The organism is Streptomyces sp. NPDC058678, from assembly GCF_042714835.1.
Classification (GTDB): domain Bacteria; phylum Actinomycetota; class Actinomycetes; order Streptomycetales; family Streptomycetaceae; genus Streptomyces.
This window is the reverse complement of sequence record NZ_JBHXSG010000013.1, coordinates 112820-126012: the sequence shown is the minus strand read 5'-3', so window position 1 is coordinate 126012 and position 13193 is coordinate 112820. Positions and strand designations below refer to the sequence as shown.

Genomic DNA, 13193 nt, shown 5'->3' with positions numbered 1-13193 from the left:
ACGAGCACTAGACATTAACGTATGGTCATAATAGTATGACCGTTCGTTCATTGATGATTAGGGGACCGCCCCCCTCTCGGCCTCTGAGCCCGCCGCATCAGCACATACAGAAACGAGGCTCTCCGTGCGTGACCTCCCGTTCCAGTCAGCCGCGGACCAGTTGAGTGCGATGGCCTCGGGCGAGGTATCGAGTGAGGAACTGCTCGACGTCTACCTGAGCCGCATCGACGCCCACAACAAGACGCTCAACGCGATCGTGACCCTTGACGTCGAACGGGCGCGGCACGAGGCCAGGAGTGCCGACGCGAAACGCGCGAGTGGGGCAGAACTCGGTCCGCTGCACGGTCTGCCGATCACGCTGAAGGACAGCTACGAGACCGCTGGTCTGCGGACCGTCTGTGGTCGGCCCCACCTCAAGGACTACGTGCCCGAACAGGACGCCGAGGCGGTGCGACGGCTGCGTGCCGCAGGTGCGGTGATCATCGGCAAGACCAACATGCCCGCGGGGAACCAGGACGTCCAGGCGGACAACCCGGTGTTCGGACCGACGCTGAACCCGTGGAACACCGCACGCACGTCCGGAGGCTCCGCAGGGGGTGGCGCCGTGGCTACAGCCGCAGGGCTGACCGCTTTCGACTTCGGCTCGGAAATCGGCGGATCCACCCGCATCCCAGCACACTTCAACGGCCTCTACGGACACAAGGCGACCTGGCGGTCCATTCCGCTCATCGGCCACGTGCCGGGCGGACCCGGTGTGGGGCGGTGGGGGGAGATCGACCTCGCCTGTGCGGGCGCCCAGGTGCGGGAGGCACGCGACCTTGTCCCCGTCCTCCACGCGACGGTAGGGCCGCCCGAGCGCGACGGCGGTTTCAGCTACACCCTCGCACCACCCAGGGCGAGCGAGCTGGACGGCTTCCGGGTCGCGGTGTGGCCCGAGGACCCCTCGTGCCCCGTCGACCACGACGTCGCCACAGCGATGGACGACGCCCTGAACGCCCTCAAGTCGGCCGGCGCGAAGGTCGAGATGCGGCCCTCCGGCCTCCCCGATGACATGGCGACCAGTCATGACATTTTCCTGCGCCTGCTCTTCGGTGCGTTCACCTACGACCGATCCGGACTGACCGCGGCCTCCAACACAGCTCTCCTCGCGCGTCTTGCCCAGCATCCTCGTGGAGAGGCGCTGTACGCCTTGCGCGGAACCTTCCAGTCCCACTACAGCTGGCTCCAGGCCGACGTGGCACGCCACGAGCTGCGGCAGCGGTGGACCGAGTTCTTCCGGGACTTCGATGTCCTCCTCATGCCGGTCACACCCACCACGGCACCACCTCACCACAACAAGCCGGTTGACAGATTCGGACGCCGGATCCAGGTCGACGAGCGGTCTCGCCCTTACTGGGACCAGGTCAAGTGGAGCGCCATCGCCAACGTGGCCGGCTCTCCGGCGACGACCATCCCGGTGCGAACCGGCCGAGACGGTCTGCCTGTCGGGCTCCAGGCGATGGGTCCGAGCGGCGGCGACCTCACCACCATCAAGTTCGCCGAGCTCCTCGGCCGAGAACTCGAGGGCTACCAGCCCCCTCCGGCCTTCATGTGACGGTCCGCCGACCCGCACCGCCCCCGAACCCGACCTCCAGACAACCCCGGCTGGCGCCGACCACACCGAGAAGAGCCCAGATGAACACGCTGGACACCCCCCTCACTCTCCCGAACGGCCAGATACTGCCCAACCGCCTGATGAAGTCAGCGCTCAGCGAGGCGCTGGGGAACAAGAACAACGCACCCGACGAGCGCCTCGGCCGTCTGTACTCCACGTGGAGCCGAGGCGGCTATGGCCTCATGATCACCGGCAACGTCATGGTCGATCGCGCACAGCTTGGTGAACCGGGCAACATCGTCATCGAGGACGAGCGTGATCTCGACGCGCTCTCGCGCTGGGCCAAGTCAGCCCAGGACTCGGGCGGTGCGATCTGGGCTCAGCTCAACCACCCCGGGCGCCAAGCCAACCCCTTGGCCATCGGACACACGCCGGTGGCCCCCAGCCCGATCCCGCCGAAACTGCCCGGAGCCACGACGCCGCGTGAACTGCGACCGGCCGAGATCGAGGACATCATCGAGCGGTTCGCCACGGCCGCGGCCGTGTGCGAGACCGCCGGCTTCAACGGCGTACAGGTGCAAGCGGCCCACGGGTATCTCATCTCGCAGTTCCTGTCACCGCTGTCGAACCGGCGCGACGACGACTGGGGCGGCGATCTCGAGCGGCGGATGCGTTTCGGCCTCGAGGTCGTCCGCCGCATCCGCGGCCGCGTCAGGCCCGGCTTCGCAGTGGGCATCAAGCTCAACTCGGCGGACTTCCAGCGGGGCGGCTTCACCGAGGACGAGTCCCAGGCCGTGCTGGCCGCGCTGGCCCACGAAGGTGTCGACCTCATCGAGGTCAGCGGCGGTAGTTACGAGTCCATGGCAATGAGCGGCTCGGCGGCCCCCAGCACCAGGGCACGCGAGGCGTACTTCTTGGAATACGCCCGCACTGTTCGCGAGCTCGTGGGCGACATCCCACTCGCCGTCACAGGCGGATTCCGCACCCGCGATGCGATGCAGCAGGCCGTACAGGCCGGCGAGTGCGACGTGGTCGGCATCGGCCGGCCGACGATCACCACGCCAGACGCAGCCCGGCTCATCCTCGAAGGGCAGGCCGAGGCACTCACGGCACACCAGGTGCGCTACGGCATGAGGACCCTGCTGGGCAAAATCACCGACCTCAAGTCCCTGGACGGGGTACTGGACATCAGCTGGCACACCGACCAGATACATCGCCTCGGGTCCGGCCTGCGCCCCGACCTGAATCGCGGCAGCCTTGCAGCCACCGTCGCGATGGTTCGGCGCAACGGGCGCACCTCGTTCCGCGCCAAGCGAGGCGGGTCATGAGCGCTCGCAGCGTCAACGGTTGGAGCCCACGCTGAGTTTGCCTCGGCACTGGCTGCGCTACCCGGTGGAGCATCTCGACGCCGGTCACCGGCTTTGACAGCGACGACTCAACGCCCCACACGCCCTTCTGTCCATGGTGCTGATCTCGCTGAGCCCACATCTGGGTCCACCGGGCCATAGCGCTTGCCGGAAGGTCGACATTCTCGCCCACGCCCTTCTCGCCTCCACGAGCTTCGAAGCGGCGGACTACCTGCGCGAGGAGCGCGGAGTGGCCACCGCACGCCTCCAGGCCACCTGGGTGGACCTGGTACGGCGGCTGACCCAGCCCAAGGGACCGTGACGGGGGTCATCCCGAGGGTGCCAATCCGGGCGTCGGGGAACCACCCGGGCAGCCCCGGGATACCAAAGGTGACCGGTGGTGTCCCGGGAGCCCCGGGACACCACCGGTCACCCCAGCAAACGCAGGCCGTCCTCGAAGTCGACGCGCGCGAGGTCGGCGCGCGCGACGATACCGAGCTTGGGGAACACGTTGGCCAGGTGATGACCCACCGTACGAGGACTGATCAGCAGCTGTGCCCCGATCTCCCGGTTGGTGAGTCCCTCCGCGGCCAGCCGTACGACTCTCAACTCCTGCGCCGTGAGGGTCGTTGAGGTGTCCCGTGCCCCTGCCCTCGCGGAGTCCCGGCGCGGTTGCTGCCCGGTCAGCTCCTGTTCGGCCCTCGTGCGGGCGAGCAACGGAGCCGTGTCGAGTCGCCGGAAGGTCTCCGCGGCTTCGGCCAGTTGTGTCCGGGCATCGGTACGACGGCGGGCCCGCCGCAGCCACTCGCCGTAGAGCAGGCGCGTGCGGGCGTAGTTGAAGGGCCGCGACGCGGCTCCGGGGACATCCAGCGCAAGCCGGAACTGCTTCTCCGCATCCGCTCGGGACGCCAGCAGTGCATGGACAAGGTGCGTCGCGGAGATCGCCCATGGGGCGTTCGTCCGTTCGGCCCACCGCCTCAGCAGCCGCGCCTGTTCCTCGGCCGTCGCCCGCTGCCCTGCCTGGAGGGCGGCCTCGGCGGTGTCGAGCGCGGCGAGCACGGCCATGGTGTCGTTCGCCGCTTCGTGCCCATGCTCGCTCAGCCGGACCAGGCGGTCCAGCGCCTCCTCGGCCCGGCCGGCGAAGAGCGCCGACATACCGAGGCTCCACTCCGCGCCGGCACTGAAGACGCGCACCCCACGCGGCACCCATTCATCGATGGTCTGGGCGGCGAAGTCCGCGACGGTCTGCTCCTCGCCTCGCACTGCGGCCAGCCATCCGAGACCGGCGAGGCACTGCGCCGCCAGGTGGTCGTCGCCGGTCCCCTCGGCCACCTGGAACCCCTCAAGGGCGTTCGCCTTGGCCGAGGTCCAGGAGCCCTGCGCGATGTCGAGCGCCACGGTCTGGGCCAGCGCCTGGGTCAGGGCAGTGACCTGGTCCGTGTGCCGCAGCGTGTCGATTTCACGGCGGAGCGCCTCCTGCAGGGCGGACTCGATGCCCCAGGCCACCGCCAGCGGTGCCGGTGGCATCAGGAGCCAGGAACTGCCGCTGAGCCGGGTGAGGATTTCAGCGCCGGGGGCCACGATCTGGTCACGGTCATCGGTGCCGACGGGCCGGTCCTCCGTCCACCATTGGCGCAGCAACGGCAGCATGTCGGCGTTCGGGAAGTTCCCTTGCGGGAGCCGCCGCTCGAGCCGCTGGAACGCCTCGCGCTGAAGTGCGCCATGACTGGCCGCCCACGCCGCCCGCAGCGCCATGCTGCCGAGCCTGAACGCCTGCCCGGGATCGGCCACCCGCTCCATGTCCCTGGTCAGCTGACGGCAGGCGGTTTCCAGATCGCCGTGCGCGAACTCGATCAGCCCGCGCAACCCCTCGCTGAGATCCGCGACCGTGGATGCGGAGGAGACCCCTTCGGCCCGCTCCAGCATCCCCCGCGCCACGTCGACGTGGCCGGCCTCCCAGGCCGCCCTCGCTCCGTGAGCCAGTCGTCTGGCAGCGTCGTCCGTAGAGGGAGACAGCTTCGCCGCGCGCCGCAGGGCACGGGCCGCCGTGGCACAGCCACCGCGCGCCCAGGACCGGTGGGCCGACTCCTCCAGCAGCCGGGCCACCCCCTCGTCGAGTCGGCCCACGGCTTCCAAGGCCGCGGCGAGGTGCCAGGGGCGCAGCTCGTCGGCGTTCTCACCGGTCAGTACGGAGGCGAGCGCATGATGAACGGCCTGGCGGTTCGCGGGCGGCGCCTCCTCGTAGACCACCGCCTCCATCAGTTGGTGGCGGAAGCAGATGCGACCGTCCGAGCGCGTGGTGAGCAGGCCCGAGTGCAGCGCCTCGTCCCACGCGACTGAGTCGAGGCCGAGCCCAAGTCCGGCCTGGCACATGGTGTTTCGATCGCTACGGTCATCGGCGGCGGCGAGAAGGAGTGCGGTGCGGGCAGGCGCGGACAACCGCTCGATCCGGGCGCGGAAGGCACGGCGCAGGCGGGGTCCGACGGCGATCTGCTCATCGGCAAGAGGGTGCGCCGAGATGTCGCCTGCCGCCACGGACGTGGTCAGCTCCTGGAGTGCGAGGGGATTTCCGGCTGCCGCGCGGATCGTGCGGCGGATCACTGACTCGTCCGCATGTGGAGCGACGGCGCGGGCGAGGAGCCGGGCGTCCTCGTCGCCCAGCTCCTGGACCTCCATGGCCGCCAGTTTCTCCCAGGGGCCGTCGACGGGGTCGTCGTGTCCGGTGAGGAGCATGACCACGGGCTCGTTCCGCAGTCGGCGCGCGACGAAGGCCAGGCACTGTGCGGATGGCTCGTCGAGCCATTGGGCGTCATCGGCGACGATGAGCACCGGCCGTTCCTTGGCCAGCTCGCCGACGAGCGTCAGTACGGCCACGCCGATCAGGAACCGGTCCGCCACGTCGTGACTGGTACCGAGCGCCCCGTTCAAGGCGTTGGCCTGCGGCTCCGGGAGCGTACTGATCCGCTCCGTCACCGGCCACAGCAATTCGTGCAGTGCGGCGAACGTCAGCCCCGACTCAAGACGAGTGCCCCCGCATCGCAGGACAGTGAAGTCCGCAGCAGCGGACTCGGTCACGTACTCCAACAGGGCGGTCTTACCGATGCCGGGGTCGCCCCACAGCACCAACGTCGCCCCGTCGCCTTGGCGAGCACCGTCAAGGATCCGGTCAAGGGCTGCCTGCTCAGGGCGCCGTCCGTATAGGTCCATTTGCTTGAAAGCTTAAGGGACTGCTGTCGCACCGAGCCACTCCCCGTACCCACACGCAACCAACTTTCACAATTATATGACCGATACGGTGACGGATCCGCTGCCATCCCCTCATCAGTAGCGTCGAAACGTGATCAGCGCATTCGCGATACTGCGCTACGCCGTCGGCCCGACCACCGGAGGCATCAGCAAGCTCCGCCATGTCGTTCCCGCCCGGGCCTTCGACAGGCAACTCCGCACACTCAACCGGCCGACCAACTGTCGACCGGGAAGCAAGCACCAAGATCAAAGCAACGGCAGCAAGGAGAAGCACGCCGCGGACGCCGTCATCCGCGACGACGGCGAGAAGCCGGACGGCACCCCGTACACACCCCAGTCGGACCTGGTCGACCTCGGCGCCCTGTTGCGGTGGGCGCGCGCCGCCTGGTCCACCGCCACTCCGCACACCGAGGGCGACGCGGCAGGCCTCACCCAGGTCTCCAGCTCGCCGTCCACCGCAACGTCCGGGAAGTCCTGACCGACATCGTCAAGGACGCCGCCCCCGTACCTCGAGGCGCACCTCATCTTCATCCCCGTCCTCAACGCGGTAGACATCACCGCCGAGGACACCGGACCGTCGTGCACCCACGGGTGCACGGCCATGACGGCGACGACCAGAGGCCGGTCGGCATCCGCGAGCGACCGGGCCGCCCTCCGCCAGGGAGAGGTTGCCGCGGGCCCCAACTCCCGCGGCGACTGGCCCGTTTCGTGCCCTTCTCGTCCCCACCACCCCCACCACCGCCCACACGGAGACTTTGCATGACCACCGTTCTCATCGTCGACGACCACGCTCTGCAGCGCTTCGGCTTCCGGATGCTTCTGGAACAGCACCCCGATCTGACCGTGGTGGGCGAGGCCACCCACGGCGCCGAAGCGGTCCGCAAAGCCGCCGAACTGCGCCCCGACGTCGTGCTCATGGACGTATGGATGCCCGGCATGGACGGCATCGAGGCCACCCGCCGCATCGTCGAGTCCGGAGGCCGCTCCCACGTCCTGGTCCTGACGACCTTCGACATCGACGAGCACGCATACGACGCCCTGCGCGCCGGCGCCAGGGGGTTTCTGCTGAAGGACGCGCTGCCCGACGCACTCGTCACCGGTATCCGGTCCGTGGCCGCCGGGGACGTGGTCATCGCCCCCGGCCTGACACGCGAACTCATCGACGTCTTCTCCGACCGGCTGCCCGGCCGCGCCCCCGGCCAGAAGCGGCAGCTCGCCTTCCTGCCCCAGCGCAAGCACGAATCCCTGACGCAGCGCGAGCGCGAAGTGCTGACCGCCATTGCCTCCGGCTGGAGCAACCTCGAGATCGGCGAACGGCTGTCGCTGGCCGAATCCACCGTCAAGACCCACGTCAGCCACATCCTCGCCAAGATCGGCGCCCGCGACCGCGTCCAGGCCGTGATCTTCGCCTACGACACCGGACTGGTCAGACCCGCCCGACCAGCACCGCCGCGCCCAGTCAGCGTCGGCCGCAGAGGTCCTGACGCTCTGTCCGCAGCCGGCTGAGGTCCCGTCACGCGGAATCCGCACGCAGCCTGCCGCTGACGGGGCTCGGTTTCACGCTGAGCACCGGCAGCGTCATCCAAATGATCAATTACCAACCCAGTCCGTCAAGGGAAGTCATGGAACAGCACAGCCAGCAACCGGCCCGCCGCGGCAGCGCCGTGTGGGCCGTGGTCATCACCAGCATGGCCGGATTCATCACCGCGCTCGACAACCTGATCGTCACCACGGCTCTGCCCTCCATCCGCGAGGACCTCGGCGGCGGCCTGGAAGAACTCGAGTGGACGGTGAGCGCGTACACACTCAGCTTCTCCGTGCTGATGATGTTGGGCGCTTCCCTGGGTGACCGTTTCGGCCGCCGCCGGCTGTTCGTCCTCGGGCTGGGCATCTTCACCGCCGCCTCCGCCGCGGCCGCGCTCGCCCCGGGCATGAACGAACTGATCGCCGCCCGCGCGGTGCAGGGCTTCGGCGCCGCGATCATCACCCCGCTCACCCTGACCCTGCTGTCGGCCGCCGTCCCTGCCGAGCGGCGCGGTGTCGCCTTCGGCATCTGGGGTGCGGCCAGCGGCATCGCCGTCGCCATGGGACCGCTCATCGGCGGCGCGCTCACCGAGCACCTCTCCTGGCAGTGGATCTTCTGGGTGAACGTCCCGATCGGCCTGGCACTGCTCCCCCTCGCCCGGCTGCGCCTCAACGAGAGCCACGGCACCAACCCGAGCCTGGACCTGCCCGGCACCGTGCTGGCCAGCGGCGGCCTGTTCGGCATCGTCTACGCCCTGGTCCGCGGCAACGCCGAGGGCTGGACCAGCCCCCTCGTACTCGGCGGCCTGATCGGCGGCGCCCTCCTGCTCGTCGCCTTCGTCGCCTGGGAACAGCGCGCCAAGCACCCGATGTTGCCGATGCGCCTGTTCCGCCACCCCTCCTTCAGCGCCATCAACGCCGCCAGCCTGCTGATGTTCCTGGGCATGTTCGGGTCGATCTTCCTGCTCAGCCAGTACCTGCAGACGGTCGGCGGCTACTCGCCGATGGAAGCCGGCGTGCGGATGCTGCCCTGGACCGCCATGCCCATGATCGCCGGACCGCTCGCAGGGGCGCTCTCCGACCGCATCGGCGGCGGACCGGTCGTCGCGGTGGGGCTTGCCCTGCAGGCCGTGGGCCTGGGGCTCTGGGCGCTCGCCGTCGAGCCGCAGGTGTCCTACCCCGACCTGGTGCCGGCACTGATCGTCTGCGGCATCGGCATGGGCATGTTCTTCGCCCCTACCGCCAACCTCGTCATGAGCACGGTCCCCCCGGAGGAAGAGGGCATCGCCTCCGGCGCCAACAACGCGATCCGTGAGGTCGGCGGCGCCATCGGCGTCGCGTCCCTGGCGGCCATCTTCTCCGCCCAGGGGGGCTACGAGTCCGCTTCCCGGTTCGTGGACGGACTGATCCCGGCGCTCTGGTTCGCTGCCGGTGCGCTCAGTGTGGCGGCGGCACTGACGTTCCTGATCCCCAGCCGACGCAAGACCGGTGGCCCAGCTGCCGGCCTGGCCCCAGGGGATGCTCCGGCCGGCGCCCCTGCCATCATCTGAGCTTCGCGCCACGCCCAGCGCCACTCGTACGCCCCCATCGTCGAGGACACCCAGACCGCCGCCGACGGACAGGGCCATGCCGGACAGACACCGGCTCGTGTGGATCACCTACGGGTGCCAGTAGCCCTCCGGCTCGAAACGTCGGCCCGCGACTCCGAGCGCGGGCCGAAGCGATCCCCGACCCGCTGTTCACCGGTGTGCCGGCCAGTAGGTGCCCCAGGGCCCGCAGCAGATGCTGCGGGCCCTGGTCTCCATGCCGTTGACGGATGGCCTGGAGGTCGAGAGCACCGAGTGCTTCACCAAGGTCCTGGCGGAAGGCGGACAGGAAGTGACGCGCCGATACATGTCGCGTCCGCGTCCGGGTTCGCAAGTGGTGGACACCCTCGTTCCCCGACTCCGGTGCCCACCTCGCCTACCGGTTGAGAACGTTCGGCTGCGGGCCCTCCGAGGCCTCACTGGAGTCGGCGGTCATCTGCGAGGAAACGCTGTCGGCCGGTTTGCTCACAACGCCGGTACCGGGAAGAGCAGGGACACCTTGGCGGCGCCCGTTTCCCGCGCCGGCGCCGGCTCCATGGCCCGCACCGTGGTCCGGGTCCGGCCACCGGCGAAGACGAACACACGCAGCAGCAGGAAACGCCCGATGCCGGCGAGCCCGGCGGCGGTGAGGTAGACGACCTGCTCGTAGAGCACTCCGGCCGACGGCTCCACGAGGTGCAGGACGAGTACCGCGGTGGAGGTCACCACGTAGGCGGCCGTGGCCGACCCCGCGGACTGCCAGTGCTGGCGCCATCCGGCATGCCCTGCCCCGAAGGTGAAGCGTGCGTGGAGCTCCGTACTGAGGAGAGTCGAGGCGACGGTGATCAGCGCGTTCGCCACAGCCCAGGGCATCAGTCCGGCGAGCCCGGCCACGGCAGTGCTTGACGCGACCCCGACACCGCCGCCGAACACGACGAAGCGGGCGAAGGAGGCGAGCGGACCGGGGGCGCCCGGGTTCCGTCGCGCCGCGGCCGTATCGGCGTCCGCCCGTTCCGCACTCCGTGCCTCGTCCGCTGCCCCAGGCATCGTCTTCGGCAAGACCAGCGACTTCATGGGAAGTCCCTTTCGGCTGAGAGAGTTGCTGGGCCTCTTTGGCCCTCGGGTTCGCAGGACGCTGCGCCGCACGCTCGTTGAGGTTTTACATTACGACCATACGACAATAAGCAGGGAGCCCGCCTGCGGACAAGAGCCTGACCAGATTTGGGATTATGACCGTACTCACATGAGTGGCGGGCCAGCAGGTTCACCACGGCGCACGCGCCCGGTGCGACGACCACTCCGCTGCTGCGAGGCCACCGGCCCGGGCGGCCTCTCTTCCCGTGGCGTATCCATCCATGCCTCTGCACGCGCAACCTGCAGCGGCAGGGGAACAGGGCTACCGCTGAACCGCGGAGACTCCCCCTGCCGACCGCCGCACCCGGCCGCCCGCGTCACGCCTTCGCCCAACTCGCTTCGCACACACCGGACGCGGCGGCACGAGCAGGCGGACGCCTTCGCCCATCTCACGGCCCTGGCAGCAACGGTCTCCTCATCCGCACGGCACATCGACAGTTCTCTGGTGGTCGCCGATCCCGAGGCAAACTCTCGATGGAGTCGTCGCAGCTCAGTGGCTATTAGTAGGCACCGTAATGATCGCAACAGGTGTTGCGCAAGGCACTTTCGGCAGCCTCACAGAACGGGTCTCCCGCCGCGCTATTGCTGTGACCGCAACGTTCACCGGGTGCAAAGTGGAGTGAGTGGCCCTTGATGCGATCCCTCCATCGGACACCCTGCCTCCCCGTCGTGGCCGCCCCAACCCGGCGAACCTTCCCGGTCGGTACTAGAGCAGCTGCGGTCGGTGCCACTCTTGCCCGAGGACGTGGTGGTCGAGGAAGTTCAACACCGTCTCGTACAGAATCCGCACGTGGTTGGGCGCGCCGACGGAATGGCTCTCGTCTGGGAAGTACAGGAATTTGACCGGCACTTCGTGCCGCTGCAGGTCGTTGAAGAGGCCGAGCGCCTGCCCGACCGGGACTCGGTAGTCCTTTCCCCCGTGCACCACGAGCATGGGCGTCATTGCCTTCCGTACGTCAAGGTGCGGTGAGTCGGTTTCGTATCTCTGTCGCTGCGTCAGCGGGTCGCCGAAGATTCGCCGTGCGTGCGCGTGCAGGTCGGTTTCGGCCTGGAACGACTCCAGGTTCCACTGTCCGCCGTAGGTGACGATGGCTTTGAAGCGGTCGGTGAGCGTCGCGGCCCGGTTGGCGATATAGCCGCCGTAGGAGTGGCCGGCCAGGCCTGTCCGAGTCGCGTCGATGTCGTCGCGCGTCTGCGTCGCGTCGGCCAGCATCATGATGTCGCGGTACGGGCGGCCTCCGTACTGACCCAGTCCCCGCTCCTGCATGCGCTGCCCGTAGCCGGTCGACAGTGCCGGGTCCGGTAGCAGCACTGCGTAGCCACGTGCCGCGAAGGGCCAGGGGCCGAAGCCGAAGGTCCAGCCGCTCCATGACATCTGGGGCCCTCCGTGCGGGAGGACGACCAGGGGCGCCGGACGTTCGGCCGAGGCGTCCCGCGGTAGCACCGGCCAGGCCCGCAGCGGGAATCCGTCGTCTGCTGTGGTGTGGACCTCGGTCAGGGTGCCGGGCAATGGGCCGGGGTCGGCCGGGGCCCAGAGAGTGACCGGCTGCTGGTCCGGCGCGGCGGCGTCCAGCCGGACCACGTCGGGCGGGCTGTCGATGGTGCTGCGCAGCGCGAACAGGGTGGTCCCGTCGAGGGCTACGCAGAGGGAGGAGTAGGCGCCGGACGAGGTCAGGCGTGTGACGGTGCCGTCGGGACCGCGGCGGAAGACGGGACAGTGGCCGCGCTCGTCGCCCGTGAACCACACCGTGGCGTCCCCTGGCACCGGCGAGACCACCGGTGAGCCCGGCCACGGCCAGTTGTCGAAGTCCGGCAGCAGATCTGTCTCCGCGCCGGAGGCCGGATCGAAGGCGACCAGTGTCACCCGCCACGGCGTGTCGTAGGTCAACTCCCGCTGCCGCTGGCTCACCAGGCTCCTGCCGTCGGCGGTGAAGACCAGGCGGTGGTAGTGGTGGCCGGGGCGAGAGAAGATCCGGCGCACTTCGCCCGTGGCAGCGTCGGCGACCACCACGACGTTGGCGTTCACGTCGGGATCGCTGCCTGCGACAGCCCGCGTATAGGCCACGAGCGTGCCATCCGGCGAGAGCGCCAGGTCGCCACCACCTACGACGCCCTGACCGCCGACGTCAGCCTGTGTGCCGTCGGGGCGGAGGACGAAGGTGTGCGGCTCCGCGGGGCCGAGGTCGGCTCCCCCGAAGCGCGTGGGGCCGGAGTCATAGAGGACTGCGGTGATCTTGGCGCTCTCACGCTTCTCGCGGAACTCGGCGTGCGCCGCGGTGTCGGCGGCACCGGGTAGCACAGAGGCCGTGTACGCAACCGTGCCTGCGCCGTGCGCGACCGTGAATGCGGATATCCCGCTGGGATGGTGAACGATACGCTCGGCTTCTCCGTACTCCGGCAGCGACCACAACCCCGGACCCGTGCTGTCGGAGCTCGTCCGTGTGAAGGGATCGGTGTTCTCGCGGCTGGAGAGGAACATCAGCCTCCCATCGGGTGCGAACGCCGGCGCGTACTCGCCCTGGAGGGAGCGAGTGACCCGGCGGGCCTCCCACTCACCCGCCGGGTCCACCTCCCACAGCCCCGGGACGAACGCGTTCCCCTCACCGTTGATCACCTGAACGGAGGCGATCAGACGGTCGTCGCTGGGCGCGAGGGCCAGCCCGGTCAGGCGCGGCCGGCCGGCGAGTACGTCGTAGAGGTCGGACGAATCGCTCGAGATGCAAGCCATGTCGATCATCCTGCCCGCCCCGCTCGGACTGCACCAGGCTCTTGAATCAAAGGGCA

At 69.2% G+C, this 13193-nt stretch carries 9 protein-coding genes; 6 read left to right on the top strand and 3 right to left on the bottom strand.

From position 1 onward, the window contains the following. The first annotated feature begins 124 nt into the window (after positions 1 to 124). The 3 genes from ACFWWR_RS15085 (at position 125) to ACFWWR_RS15075 (ending at position 3262) form a co-directional block, all read left to right on the top strand. Positions 125 to 1594 (top strand): amidase, encoded by a 1470-nt coding sequence (locus tag ACFWWR_RS15085; RefSeq protein WP_384303548.1) that lies wholly within the window; start codon positions 125 to 127, stop codon positions 1592 to 1594. An 80-nt stretch (positions 1595 to 1674) separates the two neighbouring features. Then, a complete protein-coding gene (locus tag ACFWWR_RS15080; protein WP_384303546.1) occupies positions 1675 to 2922 on the top strand; it encodes an NADH:flavin oxidoreductase/NADH oxidase family protein in 1248 nt (415 codons plus the stop codon). Positions 2923 to 3055: 133 nt separating this feature from the next. Next, positions 3056 to 3262, top strand: a complete 207-nt coding sequence (locus ACFWWR_RS15075) for a hypothetical protein (protein ID WP_383878241.1) — start codon at positions 3056 to 3058, stop codon at positions 3260 to 3262. A 107-nt stretch (positions 3263 to 3369) separates the two neighbouring features. On the opposite strand, the gene ACFWWR_RS15070 is transcribed toward ACFWWR_RS15075, so the two are convergent. Beyond that, positions 3370 to 6147 carry an ATP-binding protein gene (locus tag ACFWWR_RS15070; RefSeq protein ID WP_384303544.1) on the bottom strand — a complete coding sequence of 926 codons (2778 nt, stop codon included), beginning with the start codon at positions 6145 to 6147 and terminating at the stop codon, positions 3370 to 3372. 130 nt (positions 6148 to 6277) lie between these two features. Here ACFWWR_RS15070 and ACFWWR_RS15065 point away from each other — a divergent pair, with 130 nt between their 5' ends. From ACFWWR_RS15065 to ACFWWR_RS15055, 3 genes are all read left to right on the top strand, one after another. Further along, positions 6278 to 6664, top strand: a complete 387-nt coding sequence (locus tag ACFWWR_RS15065; protein WP_383875714.1) for a hypothetical protein — start codon at positions 6278 to 6280, stop codon at positions 6662 to 6664. Between the two features lie 281 nt (positions 6665 to 6945). Further along, complete coding sequence (locus ACFWWR_RS15060; RefSeq protein WP_384303542.1) at positions 6946 to 7692, top strand: response regulator; 747 nt, start codon at positions 6946 to 6948, stop codon at positions 7690 to 7692. Positions 7693 to 7808: 116 nt separating this feature from the next. Beyond that, positions 7809 to 9260 (top strand): MFS transporter, encoded by a 1452-nt coding sequence (locus ACFWWR_RS15055; RefSeq protein ID WP_384303540.1) that lies wholly within the window; start codon positions 7809 to 7811, stop codon positions 9258 to 9260. 501 nt (positions 9261 to 9761) lie between these two features. Here the strand turns inward: ACFWWR_RS15055 and ACFWWR_RS15050 are convergent. Then, positions 9762 to 10349, bottom strand: coding sequence for a hypothetical protein (locus ACFWWR_RS15050; RefSeq protein WP_384303538.1), 588 nt, complete (start codon positions 10347 to 10349; stop codon positions 9762 to 9764). 766 nt (positions 10350 to 11115) lie between these two features. Beyond that, positions 11116 to 13137 carry an alpha/beta fold hydrolase gene (locus ACFWWR_RS15045; protein ID WP_384303536.1) on the bottom strand — a complete coding sequence of 674 codons (2022 nt, stop codon included), beginning with the start codon at positions 13135 to 13137 and terminating at the stop codon, positions 11116 to 11118. Positions 13138 to 13193 lie beyond the last annotated feature (56 nt).

Bases quoted from the DNA above. Each gene is read 5' to 3' on its own strand.
- ACFWWR_RS15080 (WP_384303546.1), top strand. From the start codon at position 1,675: ATGAACACGCTGGACACCCCCCTCACTCTCCCGAACGGCCAGATACTG.
- ACFWWR_RS15075 (WP_383878241.1), top strand. From the start codon at position 3,056: ATGGTGCTGATCTCGCTGAGCCCACATCTGGGTCCACCGGGCCATAGC.
- ACFWWR_RS15070 (WP_384303544.1), bottom strand. From the start codon at position 6,147: ATGGACCTATACGGACGGCGCCCTGAGCAGGCAGCCCTTGACCGGATC.
- ACFWWR_RS15060 (WP_384303542.1), top strand. From the start codon at position 6,946: ATGACCACCGTTCTCATCGTCGACGACCACGCTCTGCAGCGCTTCGGC.
- ACFWWR_RS15055 (WP_384303540.1), top strand. From the start codon at position 7,809: ATGGAACAGCACAGCCAGCAACCGGCCCGCCGCGGCAGCGCCGTGTGG.
- ACFWWR_RS15050 (WP_384303538.1), bottom strand. From the start codon at position 10,349: ATGAAGTCGCTGGTCTTGCCGAAGACGATGCCTGGGGCAGCGGACGAG.
- ACFWWR_RS15045 (WP_384303536.1), bottom strand. From the start codon at position 13,137: ATGGCTTGCATCTCGAGCGATTCGTCCGACCTCTACGACGTACTCGCC.